General features: G+C 60.5%; 19 protein-coding genes. 10 read left to right on the top strand and 9 right to left on the bottom strand.

What is annotated here, in order from left to right; genetic code table 11:
- Positions 1–182: 182 nt before the first annotated feature.
- The 3 genes from Q0802_RS11870 to Q0802_RS11860 all read right to left on the bottom strand — a co-directional run bounded on the left by Q0802_RS11870 (position 183) and on the right by Q0802_RS11860 (position 3,628).
- A complete protein-coding gene (locus tag Q0802_RS11870; RefSeq protein WP_298918262.1) occupies positions 183–1,658 on the bottom strand; it encodes a carboxypeptidase M32 in 1,476 nt (491 codons plus the stop codon).
- Positions 1,655–2,809: a heme A synthase gene (ctaA, locus tag Q0802_RS11865; protein WP_298918261.1), complete on the bottom strand. Its 1,155-nt coding sequence runs from the start codon at positions 2,807–2,809 to the stop codon at positions 1,655–1,657. The genes Q0802_RS11870 and ctaA overlap by 4 nt, the downstream gene beginning before the upstream one ends.
- 63 nt (positions 2,810–2,872) lie before the next feature.
- On the bottom strand, positions 2,873–3,628 hold the full coding sequence (locus Q0802_RS11860) for an RNA methyltransferase (protein ID WP_298918260.1): 756 nt from the start codon (positions 3,626–3,628) through the stop codon (positions 2,873–2,875).
- Positions 3,629–3,771: 143 nt separating this feature from the next.
- Between Q0802_RS11860 and Q0802_RS11855 the strand changes: the two genes are divergently transcribed.
- Positions 3,772–4,392, top strand: a complete 621-nt coding sequence (locus tag Q0802_RS11855; RefSeq protein WP_298918259.1) for a thiamine phosphate synthase — start codon at positions 3,772–3,774, stop codon at positions 4,390–4,392.
- A 4-nt stretch (positions 4,393–4,396) separates the two neighbouring features.
- Here the strand turns inward: Q0802_RS11855 and Q0802_RS11850 are convergent, their stop codons facing one another.
- The gene (locus Q0802_RS11850) at positions 4,397–5,542 is read right to left on the bottom strand and encodes a HupE/UreJ family protein (protein WP_298918258.1); all 1,146 of its coding nucleotides are present in this window, start codon (positions 5,540–5,542) and stop codon (positions 4,397–4,399) included.
- Position 5,543: 1 nt separating this feature from the next.
- Between Q0802_RS11850 and Q0802_RS11845 the strand changes: the two genes are divergently transcribed.
- From Q0802_RS11845 to Q0802_RS11830, 4 genes are all read left to right on the top strand, one after another.
- The gene (locus tag Q0802_RS11845; protein ID WP_298918257.1) at positions 5,544–6,350 is read left to right on the top strand and encodes a DUF4198 domain-containing protein; all 807 of its coding nucleotides are present in this window, start codon (positions 5,544–5,546) and stop codon (positions 6,348–6,350) included.
- A gap of 48 nt (positions 6,351–6,398) precedes the next feature.
- Positions 6,399–7,292, top strand: coding sequence for a PfkB family carbohydrate kinase (locus Q0802_RS11840; RefSeq protein WP_298918256.1), 894 nt, complete (start codon positions 6,399–6,401; stop codon positions 7,290–7,292).
- Positions 7,289–8,221, top strand: a complete 933-nt coding sequence (locus tag Q0802_RS11835) for a pseudouridine-5'-phosphate glycosidase (RefSeq protein ID WP_298918253.1) — start codon at positions 7,289–7,291, stop codon at positions 8,219–8,221. The genes Q0802_RS11840 and Q0802_RS11835 overlap by 4 nt, the downstream gene beginning before the upstream one ends.
- A 75-nt stretch (positions 8,222–8,296) precedes the next feature.
- Positions 8,297–9,019: a DUF502 domain-containing protein gene (locus tag Q0802_RS11830; protein ID WP_298918250.1), complete on the top strand. Its 723-nt coding sequence runs from the start codon at positions 8,297–8,299 to the stop codon at positions 9,017–9,019.
- A gap of 2 nt (positions 9,020–9,021) precedes the next feature.
- Here the strand turns inward: Q0802_RS11830 and Q0802_RS11825 are convergent, their stop codons facing one another.
- Positions 9,022–10,062: a patatin-like phospholipase family protein gene (locus Q0802_RS11825; protein WP_298918245.1), complete on the bottom strand. Its 1,041-nt coding sequence runs from the start codon at positions 10,060–10,062 to the stop codon at positions 9,022–9,024.
- A gap of 55 nt (positions 10,063–10,117) precedes the next feature.
- Positions 10,118–10,903, bottom strand: a complete 786-nt coding sequence (locus Q0802_RS11820; RefSeq protein WP_298918242.1) for a 3-hydroxybutyrate dehydrogenase — start codon at positions 10,901–10,903, stop codon at positions 10,118–10,120.
- A gap of 443 nt (positions 10,904–11,346) precedes the next feature.
- On the opposite strand from Q0802_RS11820, the gene Q0802_RS11815 reads away from it, so the two are divergent.
- The gene (locus Q0802_RS11815) at positions 11,347–13,062 is read left to right on the top strand and encodes an extracellular solute-binding protein (RefSeq protein WP_298918464.1); all 1,716 of its coding nucleotides are present in this window, start codon (positions 11,347–11,349) and stop codon (positions 13,060–13,062) included.
- Positions 13,063–13,077: 15 nt separating this feature from the next.
- Here Q0802_RS11815 and Q0802_RS11810 read toward each other — a convergent pair whose 3' ends face one another.
- Positions 13,078–13,698 (bottom strand): XRE family transcriptional regulator, encoded by a 621-nt coding sequence (locus Q0802_RS11810; protein WP_298918237.1) that lies wholly within the window; start codon positions 13,696–13,698, stop codon positions 13,078–13,080.
- Positions 13,699–13,762: 64 nt separating this feature from the next.
- Here Q0802_RS11810 and Q0802_RS11805 point away from each other — a divergent pair, with 64 nt between their 5' ends.
- The 3 genes from Q0802_RS11805 (at position 13,763) to Q0802_RS11795 (ending at position 17,255) form a co-directional block, all read left to right on the top strand.
- Positions 13,763–15,280 (top strand): class I adenylate-forming enzyme family protein, encoded by a 1,518-nt coding sequence (locus Q0802_RS11805; protein WP_298918234.1) that lies wholly within the window; start codon positions 13,763–13,765, stop codon positions 15,278–15,280.
- Positions 15,273–15,914, top strand: coding sequence for a DsbA family oxidoreductase (locus Q0802_RS11800; protein ID WP_298918232.1), 642 nt, complete (start codon positions 15,273–15,275; stop codon positions 15,912–15,914). Before Q0802_RS11805 ends, Q0802_RS11800 begins: the two co-directional genes overlap by 8 nt.
- Positions 15,915–16,061: 147 nt before the next feature.
- Positions 16,062–17,255: a multidrug effflux MFS transporter gene (locus tag Q0802_RS11795; protein ID WP_298918461.1), complete on the top strand. Its 1,194-nt coding sequence runs from the start codon at positions 16,062–16,064 to the stop codon at positions 17,253–17,255.
- Here Q0802_RS11795 and mfd read toward each other — a convergent pair whose 3' ends face one another.
- The gene (gene mfd / locus Q0802_RS11790) at positions 17,256–20,720 is read right to left on the bottom strand and encodes a transcription-repair coupling factor (RefSeq protein ID WP_298918229.1); all 3,465 of its coding nucleotides are present in this window, start codon (positions 20,718–20,720) and stop codon (positions 17,256–17,258) included.
- A 34-nt stretch (positions 20,721–20,754) separates the two neighbouring features.
- Positions 20,755–21,282 (bottom strand): component of SufBCD complex, encoded by a 528-nt coding sequence (locus Q0802_RS11785; protein ID WP_298918227.1) that lies wholly within the window; start codon positions 21,280–21,282, stop codon positions 20,755–20,757.
- A 123-nt stretch (positions 21,283–21,405) separates the two neighbouring features.
- Here Q0802_RS11785 and hemB point away from each other — a divergent pair, with 123 nt between their 5' ends.
- Complete coding sequence (hemB, locus tag Q0802_RS11780) at positions 21,406–22,410, top strand: porphobilinogen synthase (protein ID WP_298918224.1); 1,005 nt, start codon at positions 21,406–21,408, stop codon at positions 22,408–22,410.
- The last annotated feature ends 76 nt before the right edge of the window (positions 22,411–22,486 follow it).

The following is a 22,486-nucleotide window of genomic DNA, read 5'->3' as shown; positions in this document are numbered from 1 at the left end:
CACCGCAAGAAAACCTCTACCGCGCGAGACGCCGGTCAGCTACCGCAAAGTGATCGTCCGTCGAAGCCGCTGCATCAGGTAATCTGGGCTCAAAACAGAATTTGTGTTCAAAGACAGAACAAAAGATACGCGGCCCCCGGCCCTTTTATCGCGGGAGCGCGCAGAGAATGCCGAGGGTGGGCTTACAGGCCATAGATGGTGGTGAATTTTTCTCTCAGATAGGCCAGCAGCGGGGCTTCTGAAGGGTCAGCACCGCGGGCGCGGGCGATGACGTCGCGGGGCTCATAGAGACCACCGTGGCTTTGCACGTTCTCGCGCAGCCAATCGGTGGCCGGTGAGGTGTCACCCTGCGCCAGATGGCTGTCGAGGTCCGGCACGGCGCTGCGCAGGGCTTCGTGCAGGCAGCCTGCGTAGACATTGCCCAGGCTGTAGGTCGGGAAATAGCCGAAAAGACCGACCGACCAGTGCACATCCTGCAATACGCCGTTCGAAGGTTTATCCACGACAAAGCCGAAATCAGCCTCGAAACGGTCATTCCAGGCGGCTTCGAGATCGGCAACCTGCAAATCACCGGCCATCAACGCGCGTTCGAGATCAAAGCGCATCAGCACGTGCAAATTATACTGCAATTCATCCGCCTCGGTCCGGATATAGCCATCCGACACACGATTCACACAGGCGTAAAAGGCGTCTTCATCGGCAATGCCGAAATCACCGAACATGTCGCGCATCTGGCCATAGAGCCAGCCGGTAAAGGCGCGGCTGCGCCCGATCTGGTTTTCATAGATGCGGCTCTGGCTTTCATGCACGCCCATGGACACGCCTTCGCCCAGCGGGGTCAGCAGATAGTCGCGGTTGATATTCTGCTCATAGGCGGCGTGACCGACCTCGTGGATTGTGGAATAGAAACAGTTGAACGGATCCTCTGCGCTGGTGCGGGTGGTGATGCGCACATCGAGCCCGGAGCCGGAACTGAAAGGATGCACCGCCTTGTCGACGCGCCCGTGGGTCATGTCATAGCCGAAGGTCCTGGCCAGCTTGCGGGTCAGTTTCATCTGGGCTGCCTCATCAAAGGTGCCGCTGAGTTTCGGCGGCGCATCGGCCGCGCGCACGGCCGCCCGCAGCGCGGCAAGCTCAGGACGCAGCGCGCCAAACATCGCCTCAAGCTCCGCCCCGGTGGTGCCGGGTTCATAGTCGGCCAGCATGGCGTCATAGACGTCACCGCCATTCGCAAGGGCCTGCCCTTCCTCGCGTTTCAGGGTGATCACCTCTTCGAGCGTGGGGGCAAAGGCAGCAAAATCATCCGCACCGCGGGCCTCGGCCCAGGTGCCCTGCGCTTCGGATGTCACTCGCGCGATGCGGGCGGCCAGATCGGCGGGCACCTTACTGGCGCGGTCATGGCTGCGCCGGATGTGGCGAAGCTGCGCCTGCGCCTGCGCATCCAGATCGGCGCCGTCCAGTTCCGCCAGCCAGCCCGCCACCCGCGCATCGACGCGGCGGGCGTGCAGCACGCTTTCCATCGCGGCCATTTCTTCACCCCGTTGCCGGGCCGCCCCGCGCGGCATCATGGTCTCCTGATCCCAGCCCAGACGTCCGGCGACTTGCACCAGAGCCTGCGTTTCACGGGCATGCGCCATGAGGGCGTCAAATGCAGTCATGGGGTGTTTCCTCTCAAAGACGTGGCAATGGGATAGCCGCTCAGGAACCGGGCGCGTAGGATCAGCACCCAGAGGACCACGGCCAGAAGCTGGTGGAGCAGTGCGATATGCACCGGCGCACCATAGAGCACCGTGGCGATACCGATCACGATCTGCAAGGCCACGGCGGCGATCATGGCATTGAAGGCAAAGCGCGTTGTGGCATGGGCGGATTTGCGGCCCCGCAGCCAGACCACCATGGCAAAACCCGCCAGTAGATAACCGCTGACCCGGTGGATGAACTGCACCAATCCGGGGCTTTCAAAGAAGTTGCGCCACAGCGGGTCAAGCACAAAAGCACTGGCTGGAAAGACCTGCCCGCCCATCAGCGGCCAGTCGGTATAGCTGCGCCCGGCGTCGATGCCCGCGACCAGCGCGCCCAACAGGATTTGCAGGAAGGCGAAATGCATCAATCCGGTAGCCAGCCCCCATTGTCTGGCCTCCTTGGCACGCCGGGCCTGCATCAGATCACGGCCTGATCGCCCGAGTTGCAGAATATACCAGGTGATGAAACCCAGAATGACGAAAGCCAAGCCAAGATGGGTGGCCAGACGGTAGCTGGCCACATCTGTCACGCCCTCGCCCTGGGTCACGCCGGAGGCGACCATCCACCAGCCGATGGCTCCTTGCGCGCCGCCAAGCGCGCCCAGAAGCAGCAGTTTGGGCGGCCAGCCGGTCGGAATTTGCCGCCGCAGCGCGAACCACGCAAAGCCAAGAGCCCAGACCAGTCCGACCACGCGACCCAGCTGACGGTGACCCCATTCCCACCAGTAAATCACTTTGAAATCATCGAGTTGCATCCACTGGTTCTGAATCCGAAATTCGTCAATCGCCTGATATTTCGCGAATTCCATTTCCCAGTCAGCCGCATTCATCGGCGGCAGCGCCCCGGTGATCGGGCGCCATTCGGTGATGCTGAGTCCGCTGTCGGTCAACCGTGTCAGCCCGCCCACGGCGATCATCAAAAAGACCAGAGCAAAGAGGATCATCAGCCAGATACGGATTGCCCCACGCGCGCCGCCACGACCCTGATCAATGACCCCTGTTTGCGCCACGGGCCGCGTTTGCTGCTCGGTGCCGACCTCTTCGAAGAGCTTGCGTTTGCGGCTCATTCCATCGTCCTTGTCTTAACTTCAGCCGCATACCTAAGCCGCTTGACCGGGCGCGTCCAGTTGCTAGTCGTCGCGCGTTTTCCAGCGGACCATCTGCCGCATCACCCCGTGCAGCATCTGCACGTCCGCACGGGTCAGCGGCATGCGGCTCCACATGTTGCGCAGATTGGTCCGCATGGAGTTGGCTTTGTGTTCGGGAAAGAAAAACCCGGCCTCTTCCAGCCGGTCCTGATAGTGTTGCGCCAGATGTTCCACCCCCACCCCTTCGGCCCAGTCCGTGCCTGCCATTTCGGTGGTGTGATCCATCACCTCGCCCACGGCGCGCATCCACTCATAACCCACCAACAGCACACATTGCGCCAGATTGAGCGAGGCAAATTCGGGGTTCACCGGCACCGAAATGATGGCATTGGCCCGGGCGATATCGTCGTTTTCAAGCCCGGCCCGCTCCGGGCCAAAAAGGACGGCGACCCGCTGCCCGGACGCGATCTTTTCCGCCGCCATCTGCATGGCTGCTTCGGGGCTGAAGACCGGCTTGGTCAAATCCCGCGCCCGCGCGGTGGTGGCAAAGACATAAGAGCAATCGGCCACCGCATCCGGCAGATCGGGGCTGAGCTGCGCGCCGTCCAGCAACCGCCCCGCCCCGCTCGCCATCGCTGTCGCCGCGGGGTTCGGCCAGCCGTCACGGGGGGCCACCAGACGCATCCGGTCGAGGCCGAAATTCCACATCGCGCGCGCGGCCGCACCAATGTTTTCGCCCATCTGGGGACGCACCAGCACAAAGGCGGGAGTATCAGGTTGCTCAACAGGTTTTGTCATGCCCGCCTCATAAGCTGCGTGCTGCGCGCCCGCAACATGCAGCCCGCCCTCCATGCGAATTTTTCCGCGGCATGGGCATATTCATTTCCATTCGTTTGCAGGTGCGCTACTGCTCTGCCAAAGACCACGGAAGGATCCCGTTCATGGACATGCCCGAGCAGCCGCAGCTATATTTGATTACCCCGCCGGAATTCGAACTGAGCAGCTTTCCCGACGTTCTGGCCTCTGTTCTGGATGCACATGAGGTGGCTTGTGTGCGCCTGAGCCTGTCCACCAAGGACGAAGACCGGCTGTCACGCGCAGCAGATGCCTTGCGGGAAGTCACCCATGCCCGTGACATCGCCCTTGTGCTCAGCGATCACTCGGTGCTGGCGGACCGGTTGGGCTTGGACGGCGTGCATCTGACCGACGCGGCCCGTTCGGTCCGCGAAACGCGCAAGGCGCTTGGTGCGGAGGCCATTGTGGGCAGTTATTGTGCGACCTCGCGCCATGATGGCATGACGGCTGGCGAAGCGGGCGCGGATTACGTGAGTTTCGGACCCTTACGCGCCTCCGCACTGGGAGACGGGAGTTTCGCCCCGTTGGATCTGTTTCAATGGTGGTCAGAGGTGATCGAGGTGCCGGTGGTGGCCGAAGGCGATCTGACCGCCGACATGGTGGCACAGCTTGCGCCGCACACGGATTTCTTTGGCATCGGCTCGGAAATCTGGGATGCGGACGCGCCGGTCAAAGCCTTGGGTGCCCTGACCAGCGCAATGGCGTGAGCCGTTACAAAAAGACACGCTCCACAAACCAATAGGCCCCAACCGCCGCGATCACACAGGAGGCGGGAACGGCGATGCGGGCCCGATACCAGGGCCGTTTGGCAAACCAACCCACACAGGCGAAGGCCAGTGCGATCACGGTCAGCTGGCCCAGCTCGACCCCGATGTTGAACCCGATGAGGGCCGGGATGAACTGGCCTTCCGGCAGGCCAAACTCTCCCAGCACGGATGCAAACCCCAGCCCATGGAGTAGTCCGAAGCCAAAGATGATGACAGGCCGCCACGGGTTGAGGCCGGAAGTAAAAATGTTTTCGACAGCGACAAAGACGATGGAGGCGGCAATCAGCGGCTCCACCACCGACGCGTTGATGGTCACCAACCCCAGGGCCCCCAGCGCCAGCGTAACCGTGTGCGCCAGCGTGAAGGCGCTGACCTGCCAGACCAGCGGGCGCAGCTTCGTGCTCAGGAAAAACAGGCCCAGCACAAAGAGGATATGATCGAGCCCTTTGGGAAGGATGTGGTCAAACCCCACCGGGATATAGCCCAGAAACGCCTGCGTCAGTGTTTGCGCCCCGCCCCCGGCAAAGGCGATGGACGGGCTGCTGTCGCCGCCTGCCAGATAGCCGGTGTAAGGTTCCTCGACCCCCTGCTGGCGCAGCACCAGCGCCCCTGACCCGGCGGGCCAATGCAGCGTGACCGCGCGCGCACCTTCAGGCAGAGGGGCCGTCAGGGTCAGAAGCGAAATGCGGGACAGTTCGATATCCACGTCTTCGGGAATTTCCAGTTGCGCGATGCTGAAACTCAGGGGCACATCCGCTTCGGCCAACGGGGACGCGTTCCACAGTGTGATCAGTTGCGGCACAAGCTCGGAGAGCGCATCCGCAGGCAGATCACGCAAGCGTGTATAAGCGTCGCTGGCCGCGTCATCATCGGTGTTATCCACAAGATCAAGATCAACACCGGAGAGGAAAGCCTCGATATTGATGCGAAAATCCAGCGTGATCTGATCGTCCGGGGACAGGGAAAGGTCAGCGATCGTGGGTTGCAATTCATGGGCGCGGCTTGCGGGCGCGTCGAGCCATAGAGCAGCGGTTGACAAAACTGCCAAAAACAACAGCTTGAACAGGAAGGTTTTTAACGTGGATAACATCGTGATCTCTCGTCTTTTCATCGTGGCCCTACTGCTAACCGGTCAGCCCGCGGTTGGCCATGAGTTTTGGATTGAACCGGAGCAGTTTCAGGTTGCCCCCGGTGCGGAACTTGTTGCCCATTTGCGCAATGGTCAGAATTTCAAGGGCTCCTCGCTGGCCTGGTTTGACAATCGGTTCACCCGATTTGACATGGTTTCGGGCGATGAGCTGATCCCCGTTGAGGGGCGCATCGGCGACACACCTGCGCTGGAGGTCACAGCGCCAGGGGCGGGGTTGCTGGTGATCCTGCATGAAACGACCTCTTCCAACCTGACGTATAAGGAATGGGAAAAGTTTCTGAAATTTGCCGATCACAAGGATTTTCCGGATGCTGCGGCGGATCACGAGGCCGCTGGCTGGTCGAAAGAACGGTTTCGCGAGACCTATACGCGCCATGCCAAGGCACTGGTCGCGGTGGGTGCTGGGGCCGGAGCGGACCGCGCCTTTGGGCTGGCCACGGAATTTGTCGCCCTGACAAACCCCTATGATCCCGCGTTTGACGGGCAGATGCGTGTGCAGGTGTTTTATCAGGGCGTGCCGCGCGCGGATGCGCAGGTCGAAATTTTTGACCGGGCCGCAGATGGCAGCGTGACGGTGTCGCTTACCCGCACGGATGAGGCCGGGATTGCGACACTGCCAGTTGCCGATGGGCATGACTATCTGCTTGATGCGGTGGTGTTGCGTCCCAGTGCTGCTGCGGGTACGGCTGAAAACGCGCCGGTGTGGGAAACCCTCTGGGCAGCGCTGACATTTGCTGTGCCGGAATAATCGCGGCCCGCTCTTGAACCCCCGCCGCTTCCCCGTCACAAGACGGCTATGAAATCTACGCCTGACATTTTGTGTATCGGCTCGGTTCTGTGGGACATCATCGGCCGGTCTGCCAGCGCCATGCGGCAGGGATCCGATGTGCCCGGGCGGATCACCCGCCTGCCCGGTGGCGTGGCCATGAACATCGCCATGACACTTGCGCGCTTTGACCTCACCCCGGCGCTTTTGACCGCCATTGGCCGGGATGCGGAAGGCGATGAGTTGATCAGTGCCTGTGCCGCGCGCGGCATGATCACCGACACGGTTTACCGCTCAGACGACCTGCCAACCGACATCTACATGGCCGTCGAAGGCGCCAACGGCCTGATTGCGGCCATTGCCGATGCGCATTCGCTTGAGGCGGCGGGTGCCAAGATACTGGCACCTCTGTCGGATGGGCGGCTGGCGACACCGGAAACACCCTATGAAGGGCTGGTGGCGCTTGACGGCAATCTGACCCTGAAACTGCTGAGCGATATTGCCCGCAGCCCGCTGCTGGCGCAGGCGGATTTGCGCGTGGCGCCTGCCTCGCCGGGCAAGGCCGAAAGGCTGGCCCCCTTTGTGCAGACCGGGCGCGGCACGCTTTATGTCAATCTCGAAGAGGCCGGGCTGCTCTGCCAGAAGAAATTCGCCAATTCGCGTGACGCGGCCGAAGGGCTGCTGAAACGCGGCGCGGCGCGCGTTCTGGTCACCGATGGTGGATCGGATGCGACCGAAGGCCGCGCAGAGGGGCTGATCACTCAGACCCCGCCGCAGGTTCTGGTGACCCGCGTCACCGGGGCCGGTGATACCTTCATGGCCGCCCATATCGCCGCAGATGCCGAAGGGTCCAGCCCCGAAGACGCGCTGAGACGCGCCCTGCACGCCGCCGCCACCTATGTTTCCGGAGAAACCGCCCTATGACCGCCCTGCCCCTGATCCTCTCTGCCGAGGTTGCCGCCGCAAAAGCCGCTGGCAGACCCGTTGTCGCGCTGGAAAGCACCATCATCACCCATGGCATGCCCTATCCGCAGAATCTTGAGGTTGCCCGCCAGGTGGAAAACGACATCCGCGCTGAAGGGGTGACACCGGCGACCATCGCCGTGATGGATGGCACGTTGCACATCGGGCTCGACGATATGCAGTTGGAAGAACTGGCGCAGGCCAAAGGGGTTGCCAAGCTGTCGCGTGCCGATATTGCCGCCTGCATGGCCACAGGCGGCACTGGTGCGACCACGGTCGCAGCCACCATGATCGCCGCCCATACCGCTGGCATCGCGGTTTTCGCCACGGGCGGGATCGGCGGCGTGCACCGGGGCGCTGAAGACAGCTTTGACATCTCCGCTGACCTGATGGAACTGGCGCAAACCCCAGTGACCGTTGTGGCCGCGGGCGCGAAGGCTATTCTGGACGTGGACAAGACGCTGGAAGTGCTGGAAACCCAAGGGGTGCCGGTGATCGCCGTGGGTCAGGACAATTTCCCGGCGTTCTGGAGTGCCTCCTCTGCGTTGAAAGCTCCGCTGCGCATGGATCAGGCCGGTGAGATTGCCCGGGCGCACCACATGCGCGGCATGCTGGGATTGCCCGGCGGGCAGCTTGTCGCCAACCCCATTCCACAGGCTGACGAGATCGCCGCCGAAACCCTCGCGCCGATCATTGCACAGGCGCAATCGGACGCGGATGCTCATGGGATCAGAGGCAAGGCCGTCACACCCTACCTGCTGCAACGAATATTCGAGCTGACCGAGGGGCGTTCGCTGACGGCAAACATCGCGCTGGTACGCAACAACGCCCGTCTGGCCGCATCAATTGCCACGGAATTGACCAGTATTTCGCGTGGTGCGGGAAGTTGAAGGGAAACCAACCGGACGCCATTGTGAAGTGGCAATAAAGCGCCTAACTACGGTTAACCAGTTTGAGAAACGTTTATGAATACGCCGTTTGACCCTGAACCACCCCTGACACGCAGAAGCCTTTTTGCCCGGCTACGGGCGTCGTTTCTGACCGGGCTTGTGGTGATCGCACCTGTGGGTCTGACCATCTGGCTGATCTGGTCGGTGGTGGGTTGGATTGACGGCTTTGTGCTGCCACTGGTGCCCGACAGCTACCAGCCCGACAAGGTGCTTCAGGATTACCTGGGGCTCGATCCTTCCGTGCAGATCAACGTGCGCGGCATTGGCGTGGTCATTTTCCTGGTCTTCACCATCGTTGTGGGGTGGATGGCCAAGGGGCTGATCGGGCGATCACTGATCAGATACGGCGAAAGCCTTGTGGAACGCACCCCCGTTGTCCGCACAATCTATTCCGGCATCAAACAGATTTCGGAGACGGTTTTTGCGCAATCGGAACGCTCCTTCGAAAAAGCCTGTCTGATCGAATACCCGCGACGTGGCATCTGGGCCATCGGGTTCATCTCGACCACCACCAAGGGCGAGATCGCCGCGCGTGCCAATGATGCGCGCCCGATGGTCAGTGTTTTTGTGCCAACAACACCGAACCCGACCTCCGGGTTTTTGCTGTTTTTTCCTGCCGATGACATCATCGAGCTGGACATGACCGTGGAAGAAGCCGCCAAACTGGTGATCTCCGCCGGGCTTGTCTATCCCAACGGCAAAGACCCGAACACGCCGCCTGAAAACGGGCAGATCTGAGCTTACTGGAACATTTCCACCAGATCGACCGAACTGCGCTTGTTAAGATCCTTCTTATGCTGCGCGATGAAGTCATCGGCGGCCTTCTGACCCGCCTCTTTCAGACGCGACAGCGTGAAGGGTGTGGGCACCAGTTTGGTGGCGACGGATAGTTCGTTCATCAGCGCGTCATCGGCAATCATATGCACCAGCACCCGGCTTTTCTGATCCGTGGACAGCGTCCCGCGATCCAGCAGCCGCTGCACAAATTCGATGGCCCGCAATTCGCGTAGCAGCGAGGAATTAAAACTGATCTCGTTGATCCGGTTCTGAATGGCCTGTGCCGAGCGTGGCAGTTCGGTGCGTTCCAGCGGGTTGATGTTGATGATCAGGATGTCGTCAGGCAAATTCGGGTGAAACAGCGGGAAAAGCGCGGGGTTGCCGGTGTAACCGCCATCCCAGAAGGCTTCCTTCATACCGGTTTCGGCGTCTTCGACCTCGACCGCCTGAAATACTGTGGGCAGACAGGCAGAGCCGAGAATGGCGTCGGTGCTGATCTCGCTATCCTTGAAGACGCGCACCTTGCCGTTGCGCACACGCGTGGCACAGATGAAAAGGCAAGGCCCCTCGCCGCTTTCTTCACAGACAGCATCAAAATTGAACTGTTTGACGATAGCGCGCAGCGGATTGCTGTAAAACGGGCCGTATGCGTAAGGAGAAACCAGCCGCGAGACCGCATCGGCGGTCATCACCGGCCAGGAATATTCCAGCGCCTGACTGAAATCCGATAGCGAAAACGGCACCATCCAGGCGGGGATATTCAGATCAGGGCGCGCGCCCACTTCCTGCCAGAGCCAGTCGAGCCGCGCGCGCGCGCCGTCGCGCCCGCCTTCGATCATCCCCGCCTTGAGGGCCGCCCCGTTCAGCGCACCCGCCGAGGTGCCGGAGATTGCGGCAATCTCGATGTCTTCCTCCTGCAGCAGCCGGTCGAGCACCCCCCAGGTGAAGGCCCCATGCGCGCCGCCACCCTGCAGGGCCAGATTGATCCGCTTTTTGCGTGCCATGATAGCAGCCTTCCCCGTTACCGGACTGTGGATGTCGTTGCCTGTTCCCGAAAGATCAAAGCGCTGTCCAGCCACCATCGACACTGATCGTGGTGCCGGTGATCTGGGCCGCCGCATCCGAGCACAGGAAGGTTGCCGTGCCACCCATCTGCTCGACGGTTGCAAACTGCTTGGACGGCTGCCGGGTGAGCATGACCTTCTCGATCACCTCTTCGCGCGACATGTTGTATTCCTTCATCGTGTCGGGGATCTGCTTTTCCACGATGGGTGTCAGCACATAACCCGGACAGATAGCATTGGCGGTAATAGGTTCCTGCGCGGTTTCCAGCGCCGTTGTCTTGGTCAACCCGACCACTCCGTGTTTGGCGGCAATATAGGCGGATTTGAAGGGCGAGGCCGTCAGCCCATGGGCCGAAGCGATGTTGATCACACGCCCCCAGCCAGCCGCGCGCATCATCGGCAAAGCGGCAGCGGTGGTGTGAAAGGCCGAAGACATATTGATCGCAATGATGGCATCCCATTTTTCGACCGGAAAATCGGGGATCGGGGCCACATGCTGAATGCCCGCGTTATTGATCAGAATGTCACAACGCCCCGCCTGCGCGATCAGATGCCGACACTGATCGCCTTTGGACATATCGGCCTGAATGTACTGGACCTTGACCCCGGCGGATTTGGCCATCTCCGCCGCCAGCGCGTGATCGTCTGTATTATCGGTAAAAGAGTTCAGGACGATATCGGCACCAGCACGTGCGAGTTCCCAGGCAATGCCGAGACCAATACCCGAGTTCGACCCCGTAATGATGGCGGTTTTGCCCGCCAGTGAAATTTCAAATGCCATCTGTGTTTCCTTTTCCCGGTGCCAGCCATGCTGCGTTGCATGCATAATGACGTGCTGCGACTGCAAAGAAAACGCCCAATTAACCCATGGTTGATCACAAAGCGGAGGTACTCCACCTCACGCAGATCAATTCATCAAATTCCACGGGCACAAAAAAAACGCCTGCACAAGGCAGGCGTTAAGTTATTGAGGCAGGTTTCATACAGGCAAGAAACCTATCGAGCAGTGACCTTGTTATAAGCAATCTAGCGCCACAGGCCAAGCTAAAAGTTTGATAAGACGGAAATACCTCGGTAGGCTGAGGTCCAAGAAAACAAGGGCAGCAGGAGATTGTCTCCAAAATGAACACTGTTTATTTCCGCGCCACCAAGCGGATTTTCGCCGTGTGCGCAGCGATTCTCTGGCTGTCTGAGGCCAGTGCCGAGCCAACGCACGGGATATCTATGTATGGCACGCCAGCCTTGCCACCCGATTTTGTGTCTCTGCCATATGCGCGCGCCGATGCACCCAAGGGCGGTCGCATTACCTTGGGGAACACAGGTGGGTTCGACAGCCTCAATCCGTTTGTGCGCAAAGGTACAGTTCCATGGCAATTGCGCTTCTTCACCCACGAGAGTCTGATGGGCAGGTCCTGGGACGAACCCTTCACGCTTTATGGTCTTTTGGCCGAATCGGTCGAGGTCCCCGATGACCGGTCCTGGGTGGAATTCACCCTGCGGGAAAACGCCATGTTCTCGGACGGCTCGCCGGTCACCATGGAGGATGTTCTGTTCTCTTATGAACTTCTTGGCACCGAGGGCCACCCACGCTACCACAGCCTCGCGGCCCAGATCGACGCCATCCAGCAAACCGGCCCAAGATCCCTGCGCATCACCTTCAATACCGACAATCGGGAATTGGCCCTGCTGGCGGGCATGCGCCCCATTCTCAGCCGCGCGCAATGGGAAGGCAGGGATTTCGCCAATGCACCGTTGGCAGATTTTCCGATGGGTACCGGGCCTTACGTGATTTCCGGCTATGAAGCCGGTCGCTTCGTAGAATTGACGCGCAACCCGGAGTATTGGGGGATGGATGTGCCGTTTCGCAAAGGCACCCACAATTTTGACAGCATCAAGCTGGATTTTTATGGCGATGCTTCCGTGCTCTTCGAAGCTTTCAAGGGCGGGGATATTTCAGCGCTGCGCGAGTTCAATGCGGAAAAATGGGCCACCCAGTATGATTTTCCGGCAATTTCGCGTGGTGAGATCGTGAAATCGGAAATCCCGCATCAAAAACCCTCTGGTATGACCGGCTTTGTCATGAATACCCGCAAACCACCATTTGATGACTGGCGCGTGCGCGAGGCCATGATTCAGGCGTTCAATTTCGAATTCATCAACGATACGCTGACCGGCGGGGCGCAACCGCGCATCACCTCATATTTCTCCAATTCCAGCCTCGCGATGATGCCCGGTGCAGCACAGGGTCAGGTGGCCGATCTGCTGGCGGATTTTGCCGACACGATCCCGCCCGGCACCCTTGAGGGATATGCATTGCCGGTCTCCGACGGCTCCGCCCGTAACCGCAAGGGCATCCGGCGGGCGATGTCCCTGCTGGAAGAAGCCGGATGGACGGCACAGGACGGTCAGATGCGCAACGACTCCGGCGAGATATTGTCCTTCACCATCCTGCTGGCACAGAACAGCAGCGAGAATATCGCTATTGCTGATCTTTATGTCTCTGCCCTGAAAAGGTTGGGAATGAATGTCGCAATCGAAACGACCGACAGTGCCCAATATACCGCCCGCACCAATGCGTTTGATTTTGACATGACCACCTATCGGCGCGCGCTGTCGCTGTCACCGGGCAATGAGCAACGGTTTTACTGGGGTTCGGAAGCGGCAGACCAGCCTGGGTCGCGCAACTGGATGGGCGTGGCCTCACCAGCCGTTGATGCGATGATCAACCGGATGCTCTCTGCCCGCGGTCAGGATGAATTCGTGGCAGCCGTGCGCGCTCTTGACCGGCTGCTGACCGCCGGGCGCTATGTCATTCCGTTCTGGCAATTCACCGAAGGCCGGATTGCCCACGTCAAGGAAATGAAATTCTCCGACACCCTGCCCATTTACGGAGACGGGCCGAGCTACATGCCTGAGGTCTGGTGGTACGATCCGTCGTGACCCGCCTGCGGTGTGTCAGGTCAGCGAGGTCACCCAGAGAATATTGGCATCCTCTTCGCTGACCGACACGATATTGTGGCCCATTGTTCCGTCGTAATAGGCGCTGTCGCCACGGCGCATTTCGATGGGTTCGTAGAATTCCGTGAAAAGGCGAATGACACCGGTCAGTACGTAGAGAAATTCTTCGCCGTCGTGACGCACCCAGCCGTCGAATTCTTCCATGCGACGGGCGCGCACACGGGCGCGGTACGGCAGCATTTGTTTCTTGGTCAGGGTTTCAGCCAGAAGCTCGTGTTCATAAGTCACCGTTGCCTGGGCCGTCCCCTGCCCGGATTTGGTGACGGCAAGGCGGCCGTTGACCTGCCCGGCCCGAGGCGGCGTGAAAAGCTGTGGAATGGAAATCTCAAGGCCCACAGCCAGCTTTTTCAGCGCGTCATATGTGGGCGACATCTGTCCGTTTTCGATCTTGCTCAAGGTGGAGCGCGCAAGACCGGCCTGACCTGCGGCCTGCTCAAGCGTCCAGTCCCGGGCCTTTCGCAACTCGCGCACGCGTTGACCAAGGTCCACCGGCGCGCCGTTTTCGTCATTTCCGCCCTGTCGGGCGATCTGGATCAGGGTTTTGGGGTCAGCACTCATGGCGCAGCTATAAGGCCTCGCGACAGCGCTTGCAACGCGGCGGAGGCCAAGCTAGCACCCTGATATGTTATCACTCTTTGAAGAAGGGGCGGCGCCGCCCTGCCCTGCGCCTTTCAATATGGCAGCCTATGTATTGGCGCGCGCCGAGCACCTCCCTGATAAAGACGCGCTGCTTCTGGTCGGCAAGGACAGCACGCAGAGGTGGCGCTATGCGCAATTGCTGGCGGCGGTTCTGGGAACGGCCACAGGTTTGCTGGATCAGGGGCTGACCCCCGGCGACAGGCTGCTGATGCGGCTCGGAAACTCGGTTGATTTTCCCATCGCCTATCTGGCGGCTCTGGCCGTCGGCTTGGTGCCGATCCCGACCTCTGCGGCCCTGACTGAAAGCGAAGTGGTTGGCATCGTTGCGCAGATGCGCCCCGCCGCAATTCTTCGGGAGGACGCCATTGCTTGCCCGGAGCATCCAAAGCTAATTGACCTCGACCGGTTGCGATCCTTCCGCACCCTGCCGCCTGCGCCTTGGGACATGGGCGATCCGGACAGGCTGGGGTATATCATCTATACATCGGGCACTTCCGGGCAGCCCCGTGCTGTGGCGCACGCGCATCGGGCGATCTGGGCAAGACGCATGATGTTTGACGGCTGGTACGGTCTGACCACGCAGGACCGGGTGATGCATGCGGGGGCCTTCAACTGGACCTATACATTGGGCACCGGCTTGATGGACCCTTGGACAGTTGGTGCCACCGCCCTCATCCCCGCCGCCGGAACACCGGTCACGGAGCTACCGGACCTGATGCGCCGTCATGCCGCCACGATCTTTGCCGCGGCCCCGGGGGTCTACCGCCAGATGCTCAAGGATGACACGCCAATCCAATCCCCTGATCTTCGACACGGGCTGAGCGCCGGTGAAAAACTGTCCTCCCATCTGGCGGCGCGCTGGACAGCCCTTTCGGGAGCGCCGCTCTTTGAAGCCTACGGCATGTCCGAATGCTCGACTTTCATTTCCGGCGCGCCGGGGCGTTCCGCAGCCCCCGGCGCACTGGGACGCCCGCAACCGGGTCGCCGGGTCGCCCTGATAGGCAGCGAGGGACCAGTCGCGGTTGGTCGGGAAGGCACCATTGCCATTCACCGTTCGGATCCCGGATTGATGCTGGGCTACCTCAATGCACCCGAGGAAACAGCGGCCAGGATGCAGGGAGAGTGGTTTCTGACCGGCGATCAAGGTGTCATGTCACCGGAGGGGCAGATCACCTACCTGGGGCGCAATGACGATATGATGAATGCGGGCGGCTACCGGGTCTCCCCCATCGAAGTGGAAACAATCCTTGGAACCTGCCCCGGCATCCGGGCGGTTGCGGTGACCGATGTGCAGATCAAACAGGACACCCGCGTGATCGCCGCGTTTTATACCGCGCCGCATGCACTGGACGATCAGCGCTTGCACACCTATGTGTCTGACAAGCTGGCGCGGTACAAACAGCCGCGTCTCTATATCCACCTGCCCGAGTTGCCCATGGGGCCAAACGGCAAAATACTGCGGCGTGCATTGCGGGCCGGTTTTGAGGCCCAAAATGACTGATCCTATCAAGCTCGACATTATGTCAGACCCGATCTGCCCCTGGTGCTACATCGGCAAGACCCATCTGGACAAGGCACTGGCCGGCCACCCCGGCCATCCGTTCCAGATCGAATGGCATCCGTTTCAGCTCAATCCCGACATGCCCCGCGCTGGCATGGACCGGCGGGCCTATCTCGAAGGCAAATTCGGCGGCAAGGAAGGGGCCGTGCGCGCCTATGCGCCCGTGGTTGAGCATGCCGAGGCCGCCGGTCTCAAGATAGATTTCGAAGGCATGAAGCGCACGCCCAACACACTCGACGCCCACCGATTGATCCATTGGGCGGGGATTGAGGGACGCCAGACCGCAGCGGTTGCAGCCCTCTTTGAGGCCTATTTCGTCCAGGCCCGCGATATTGGGGATCACGACGTTCTGGCCGATATTGCCGATGGCATCGAAATGGATGCCGCCGTTGTGCGCAAGCTGTTGCAATCGGATTCAGACGAAAAGGACATCTCAGAGCGCGACGCGCACAGCCGATCCATGGGCGTGAATTCCGTGCCAACCTTCATCGTTGCCGGCAAGCACGCGGTGCCGGGCGCACAGCCGCCCGAGCTTTGGGATAAAGTCATCGCGGAACTTACCGCCACCGCGTGACCTCTGCGGCATCGCACGCACGGATGTGTGAAAATGTGGCGTTGCCCCCTCTACAACTCTGGGTTACACCGGATGGGCCGAACGTCGATTATTACGCGATGCTCGCTCGGGAGTATTTTTGTGTCGCAACCAGTTTCACAGCCCGCCATGGGGCGGGTTGAATTTATTGCCCTGATGGCGATGATGTTTGCCACCATTGCGTTTTCAATTGATGCGATGCTACCCGCCCTTCCCGAAATTGCCGATGAACTCACACCGCAAGATCCGACACGCGCCCCTCTGATCATGACGGCTTTTGTGCTGGGCATGGGAATTGGCACGTTTTTCACCGGTCCGCTGTCGGATGCTTTCGGACGCAAGCGTGTGATGGTCTGCGGGGCGGCGCTTTACATCACCGCTTCTGCCATCGCCTGGGCCAGTTCTACATTTGAAATCGTGCTTGCCGCCCGCATCCTTCAGGGCCTCGGCGCCGCGGGTCCGCGTGTCGTCTCCATTGCGGTGATCCGCGATCTTTTCTCGGGCCGGGAAATGGCCAAGATCGTCTCCATCGTGATGATGATCTTCACGCTGGTCCCCGGGTTTGCCCCGACGCTCGGCTATGTGATCATCATGACAAACGGTTGGCGCGGCATCTTTCTGGCCTTCATCGTTTTCTCCGTTCTGTCGGTGCTTTGGCTGGGATTGCGCCTGCCTGAAACCCTGGCTCGCGAAAACCGTCGCCCGCTGAAACCGCGGCTGCTGATGGCGGCGGTGCGCGAGATGTTTGCCCATCCCGTGGTCCGCCTGTCGATCTTTGTTCAAACCCTTTGCATGGCCATGCTGTTCACCGTCCTGATGCTGATCCAGCCCATCTATGAGCATGTCTATGACAAACAGGACACTTTTCATTTCTGGTTTGGCGGCATCGCGCTGGTGTCGGCTATCGCGAGTTTTCTCAATGCGATGCTGGTCGGGCGTCTGGGGATGCGGCGCCTGATTACCATGGCGCTTGCAGTTCAGATCGTGCTGTCGGCTACCGTGCTGATCCACAATGAAACCTATGGCACCAGTACTTTCGCCATATTTGCCATCTGGCAGGCCTATGTGTTCTTTCAGGCCGGCTTGACCATCGGCAATCTCAACGCGATTGCGCTGGAACCCATGGGGCATATCGCAGGCATGGCGGCCAGTGTGATCGGCTCGGTCTCGACGGTTCTGGCAGCGGCCATCGCCTCTCCCATCGGTTTGCTCTTTGACGGCACCGTCCGCCCGCTCATCGGTGCGATTTTCGCCCTCGCGCTGCTGGCATTTGCGCTGATGCGCTACATGGGGCGCATCGAGGCGCGGTTGCCCGCCGAATAGTCAACTGGCCTTTGCCTTTTTGGCTTTCTTCTCGGCCACGACCTTTTCCGCCAGATCACGCGCGATGGCAAAGGCCCCTTTGATCTTGTCGGCATCCGCCTTCCAGTCGCGACGCACAACGATCTTGTTGTCCTTGACTTTGGCCATGCCGCGCTGGTCCTGAATGAATTCCACCAGCCCTTTTGGCGAGGCAAACTTGTCATTGTGAAACTGGATGGTCGCGCCTTTTGGCCCCCCGTCGAGCTTGGCAATTCCGGCCCGTTTGCACATGGCCTTGATGCGCACCACCAGCATCAGCGTGTTGACCTCGCGTGGCAATTTGCCAAAGCGGTCAATCAGTTCGGCGGCAAAACCTTCAAGCTCAACCTTTGTGGTCAGGCTGCTGAGACGGCGATAAAGCCCCAGACGCACGTCCAGATCGGGCACATAGGCTTCCGGGATCAGCACCGGCACGCCGAGGTTGATCTGCGGCGCCCATTGGTCATCAGCCTCGCTCAGACCTTCCATCTCGCCCGCGCGGATCTTGGCGATCGCCTCTTCCAGCATGGATTGATAAAGCTCGAAGCCCACGTCGCGCATCTGGCCGGATTGCTCTTCGCCCAGCAGATTGCCCGCGCCGCGAATGTCCAGATCCTGGCTGGCCAGCGTGAAGCCCGCCCCCAGCGTATCAAGGCTGGACAGCACCCGCAGACGTTTTTCCGCCGTGGCCGTCAGACGCGCGCGGGGTTTTGTGGTGAGATACGCATAAGCACGGGTTTTGGAGCGCCCGACGCGGCCCCGGATCTGGTAAAGCTGCGCCAAACCGAACATATCCGCCCGGTGCACCACCATGGTGTTGGCGGTGGGAATATCGAGCCCGGATTCCACAATCGTGGTGGCCAGCAGAACGTCGAACTTGCCATCGTAAAATGCGTTCATGCGGTCATCAAGCTCGCCTGCCGCCATCTGGCCATGGGCCACCACATAGGTCAGTTCGGGAAGCTGCGCCTCGAGGAAATCCTCGATCTCCGGCAGGTCGGAGATGCGCGGGACCACGTAAAAGGACTGCCCGCCGCGATAATGCTCGCGCAACAGCGCCTCGCGCAGCGTCACGGTGTCAAACTCGCTGACATAGGTGCGGATGGCCAGGCGGTCCACCGGCGGCGTGCCGATGATCGACAGATCGCGCACCCCTGTCAGGCTAAGCTGCAAGGTGCGCGGGATCGGCGTGGCGGTCAGGGTCAGCACATGGATATCGGTGCGTAACTGTTTAAGCCGCTCCTTATGGGTCACGCCGAAGTGCTGTTCTTCGTCGATGACCAGCAGGCCGAGGTTCTGGAACCGGATGCCCTTGGCCAGCAGCGCATGGGTGCCGATCACGATATCGACGGTGCCACGCGCCATGCCGTCGCGGGTGGCATTGGCCTCCTTGGTCGAGACAAAGCGGCTGAGTTGGCGCACATTGATCGGAAAACCGCGGAAGCGTTCGGCAAAGCTTTTGTAGTGTTGGCGCGCCAACAGTGTCGTGGGGGCAATCACAGCCACCTGCACGCCCGACATGGCCGCCACAAACGCGGCACGCATCGCCACTTCGGTTTTGCCGAACCCCACATCACCGCAGACCAGACGGTCCATGGGATTGCCGGAGGTCAGATCGTCTATGACATCGCCAATGGCGCGGAGTTGATCGTCGGTTTCCTGATAGGGAAAACGCGCCGAAAACGCATCCCACATGCCCGGAGGTGGCTCCAGCACGGGGGCTTTGCGCAACGCGCGTTCTGCGGCCACACGAATGAGTTTGTCAGCAATCTCGCGGATACGCTCTTTCAGGCGGGCCTTCTTGGCCTGCCACGCGCCGCCGCCTAGGCGGTCGAGCAGCCCTTCTTCATGACCATATTTTGACAGCAGCTCGATGTTCTCGACCGGCAGGTAAAGCTTTGACCCTTCGGCATATTCCAGCAAGATGCACTCATGGGCGGCTCCAGCGGCGGTGATCACCTCCAGCCCCTTGTAGCGCCCGATGCCGTGATCCACATGAACAATCAGATCACCGGGGCTCAGTGATTGAGTTTCGGTCAGGAAATTCTCTGCGCGGCGCTTTTTCGCGGGCCGTCGGATCAAACGATCCCCCAACACGTCCTGTTCGGAAATCACCGTCAAACCGGGAGCTTCGAACCCATGTTCAAGCGCCCAGACGGCCAGATGCAACCCGCGTTTACCAATGCGCGTGGCGTTTGGCACCGGGATCGCCTCGGCCAGCCCTTCATCTTCGATCAACCCTGTCAGGCGTTCGCGCGCGCCTTCGGAATAGCTGGCGATCAGGACCGGGCCGCTTTCCATCTTCGCTTTAACATGGGCTGCCAAAGCTCCGAAAAGGCTCAAAGATTCCTGCTGGCGTTCCGGGGCGAAATTGCGCCCGATGCGCGCGCCCGCATCAATCACGCCCAACCCGGTCGGTTGCGGCAAGGCAGCCAATTGCAGGACGCGCCGGTCTTTGGTGGTCATTTCCCAGGCGGCGTCGTCCAGATAAAGCACTCCCGGCGGGCACGGTTTGTAGACGCTGTCCATCTTTGACCGGTTGGTCATCGCCAACCGGCGGGTTTCGTATTGGTCGGCGATGCTGTCCCAACGGGCCAGCCGGGTCGGCGTCACCTGATCGTCCAACGTAACGGTCGCGCCCGGCACATAGTCAAAGAGGGTTTCCAGGGTTTCATGAAAGAAGGGCAGCCAGTGTTCCGCGCCCTGATGTTTGCGCCCGGCACTGATCGCCTCGTAGAGCGGATCATCCGTGCCCGCCGCGCCAAATTCGATGCGGTAGTTCTGGCGAAACCGTGTGATCGCCGCCTCGTCCAGGATCACTTCTGACACCGGCGCCAGTTCCACGACGTCGAGCTTTTCGGTGGTGCGTTGGGTTGCCGCGTCAAAGCGGCGCGCACCGTCCAGCACATCGCCAAAGAGATCGAGCCGCACGGGCCCCAGATCACCGGGGGGGAAGATGTCGATGATGCCACCGCGAATGGCGTAATCTCCGGGCTCCGTCACCGTGGGGCTTTGCACAAACCCCATGCGCACAAGAAAATTGCGCAGAGCGGCCTCATCAATGCGATCGCCGACGCGCGCAGCAAAGGCGGCCCCTTTCAGGGTCTCGCGCGCCGGGACCCGCTGGGTTGCGGCATTGAGCGTTGTCAGAAGGATAAACTGTGCCGGCATCCCGTGCGCGAGCGCTGCCAGTGTGGCCATGCGGCGCGCGGAAATATCGGCATTGGGGGAAACGCGGTCATAGGGTAGGCAATCCCACCCCGGAAACACCACAACCGGCATATCGGGCGCGAAGAACCGCAAGGCGGCCCGTAGTGCTGCAAGGCGTTTGTCATCCCGGGCGACGTGCAAGATCGGACCATCCTGCCGTTGCAGTTCAGACAACAGGAAGCGTGCATCAAAACCTTCGGGGACGCCTGAAACGGTAATATGGGACACGTCAGTCATGGGCTTTTGTCAATTGGGGGAGATTGCCCGAGTGTCAACCACCCAGAGGTCCGATGTTCATATTTTGATACATCCCCCAAAGCGCCGTGACGAAAATCGAAACCATGCCAGTCATCTGCACGTAAAGGCGATGGCGTGTGAGACGTTGGCGCAAAAGCTCGCCGCGCGCCTCTTCCTGATAGATCAGGCGCGCGGTGGACAAAGACAAAAGGCCCACGATGGACATCGGGAAGCCCAGCAGAAAGAGCGCCTGCGCAATTTCGACACGATAGAAAAATCCCAGAACGCACAGACCCGTCAGCAAAAAACACCCAAGCCCCAGCAACCAAAGGCCGGAGACATTGGCGATATAGAGTAACCGGTTGGAGTTGATCCGCACCAGATCTTCGAGATCCTGTTCTGCCTGACCCCCATTCCTCCGCGCGCGCAGCACCATGTCATAGGGCACGCCGAGCACCCAGTGACTGGCCGTGGACCACAGCACCGCCAGTGCGATCCAGAACCACAGGTTCGAGAAGGATCGCATGTCGATCAGTTCGAAGACGCTTTGATAGAAACTCAAGGGGTAAGGGCTTTTGCTACGTGTTTTGATCCTCTTAGCCTTGCTTTGCGGCAATTCCTACCCTTGGCTTGCAGAAAAATCCGTGCCAAGCATGATCTGTCTCTCAAACTGGACAATTCACCCATGCGCCCGACCCAAGCCCCCTTTCCTGCCACCCGTTTGCGCCGTGCCCGTCAAAGCCCCGCAATCCGTGCCCTGACCCGCGAAAACAGCCTGAGTGTCAGCGATTTTATCTGGCCGGTGTTTGTGCGTGCCGGTGACGGCATCGAAGAACCGATCCCGTCGATGCCCGGGGTATTCCGCCGGTCGGTCGACAAGATCGTCGAGGCCGCCAGAGAGGCGGCGGACCTGGGTATTCCGGCCATCTGCATCTTTCCCTACACCAGCATCGAGGAACGTACCGAGGATTGCGCCGGTGCCTGGGACCCGGAGAACCACGCCAACCGCGCCATCCGTGCCATCAAGGCGGCCGTGCCCCAGATCGCGGTGATGACGGATGTGGCGCTCGATACCTATAACATCAACGGCCATGACGGCTTTGTGGAGAACGGCGAGATCGTCAACGATCGTACAATTGAGGCCTTGGTCAAGATGACCTTGTCGCAGGCGGAGGCAGGTGCGGACATCATTGGCCCCTCCGACATGATGGATGGGCGCATCGGCGCGATGCGCGCCGCTCTTGAAACTGCCGGCCATCAAAACGTGATGATCCTGAGTTATGCGGCCAAATATGCCTCGGCTTTCTATGGTCCGTTCCGCGATGCGGTGGGCGCCTCGGGCGCACTGACCGGTGACAAGAAGACCTACCAGATGGATCCGGGCAATTCAGATGAAGCGCTGCGCCTGATCGAGCGGGATCTGCGCGAAGGGGCCGATATGGTGATGGTCAAACCCGGGATGCCCTATCTCGATATCTGTCGCCGGGTGAAAGACACCTTTGGCGCGCCGACCTATGCCTATCAGGTCTCCGGCGAGTTCAGCATGATCCAGGCCGCAGCGGAACATGGTTGGGTCGATGGCGAAAAAGTGATGATGGAAAGCCTGATGGCGTTCAAGCGCGCAGGCTGTGACGGCATTCTGACATACTTCGCCCCGGCCGCCGCGCGCCTGCTGAATGCCCAGCAATAAGCCGCGCAATCGCCACCTTTTGAGTGACACCGCCCCGCAATCGGCGTATGTTCGCGCATAAGTCGGATCAACCGGC

The sequence above is a fragment of the uncultured Roseobacter sp. genome, assembly GCF_947495275.1.
Classification (GTDB): domain Bacteria; phylum Pseudomonadota; class Alphaproteobacteria; order Rhodobacterales; family Rhodobacteraceae; genus Roseobacter.
The sequence above is the reverse complement of the archived record's forward strand: the minus strand, read 5'-3'. Positions and strand labels throughout refer to the sequence as shown.

What these genes read in the sequence shown, in the direction of transcription:
- Q0802_RS11870 (WP_298918262.1), bottom strand. Translation starts at nt 1,658, where the DNA reads ATGACTGCATTTGACGCCCTCATGGCGCATGCCCGTGAAACGCAGGCT.
- ctaA (WP_298918261.1), bottom strand. Translation starts at nt 2,809, where the DNA reads ATGAGCCGCAAACGCAAGCTCTTCGAAGAGGTCGGCACCGAGCAGCAA.
- Q0802_RS11860 (WP_298918260.1), bottom strand. Translation starts at nt 3,628, where the DNA reads ATGACAAAACCTGTTGAGCAACCTGATACTCCCGCCTTTGTGCTGGTG.
- Q0802_RS11855 (WP_298918259.1), top strand. Translation starts at nt 3,772, where the DNA reads ATGGACATGCCCGAGCAGCCGCAGCTATATTTGATTACCCCGCCGGAA.
- Q0802_RS11850 (WP_298918258.1), bottom strand. Translation starts at nt 5,542, where the DNA reads ATGTTATCCACGTTAAAAACCTTCCTGTTCAAGCTGTTGTTTTTGGCA.
- Q0802_RS11840 (WP_298918256.1), top strand. Translation starts at nt 6,399, where the DNA reads ATGAAATCTACGCCTGACATTTTGTGTATCGGCTCGGTTCTGTGGGAC.
- Q0802_RS11835 (WP_298918253.1), top strand. Translation starts at nt 7,289, where the DNA reads ATGACCGCCCTGCCCCTGATCCTCTCTGCCGAGGTTGCCGCCGCAAAA.
- Q0802_RS11830 (WP_298918250.1), top strand. Translation starts at nt 8,297, where the DNA reads ATGAATACGCCGTTTGACCCTGAACCACCCCTGACACGCAGAAGCCTT.
- Q0802_RS11825 (WP_298918245.1), bottom strand. Translation starts at nt 10,062, where the DNA reads ATGGCACGCAAAAAGCGGATCAATCTGGCCCTGCAGGGTGGCGGCGCG.
- Q0802_RS11820 (WP_298918242.1), bottom strand. Translation starts at nt 10,903, where the DNA reads ATGGCATTTGAAATTTCACTGGCGGGCAAAACCGCCATCATTACGGGG.
- Q0802_RS11815 (WP_298918464.1), top strand. Translation starts at nt 11,347, where the DNA reads ATGTATGGCACGCCAGCCTTGCCACCCGATTTTGTGTCTCTGCCATAT.
- Q0802_RS11810 (WP_298918237.1), bottom strand. Translation starts at nt 13,698, where the DNA reads ATGAGTGCTGACCCCAAAACCCTGATCCAGATCGCCCGACAGGGCGGA.
- Q0802_RS11805 (WP_298918234.1), top strand. Translation starts at nt 13,763, where the DNA reads ATGTTATCACTCTTTGAAGAAGGGGCGGCGCCGCCCTGCCCTGCGCCT.
- Q0802_RS11800 (WP_298918232.1), top strand. Translation starts at nt 15,273, where the DNA reads ATGACTGATCCTATCAAGCTCGACATTATGTCAGACCCGATCTGCCCC.
- Q0802_RS11795 (WP_298918461.1), top strand. Translation starts at nt 16,062, where the DNA reads ATGGGGCGGGTTGAATTTATTGCCCTGATGGCGATGATGTTTGCCACC.
- mfd (WP_298918229.1), bottom strand. Translation starts at nt 20,720, where the DNA reads ATGACTGACGTGTCCCATATTACCGTTTCAGGCGTCCCCGAAGGTTTT.
- hemB (WP_298918224.1), top strand. Translation starts at nt 21,406, where the DNA reads ATGCGCCCGACCCAAGCCCCCTTTCCTGCCACCCGTTTGCGCCGTGCC.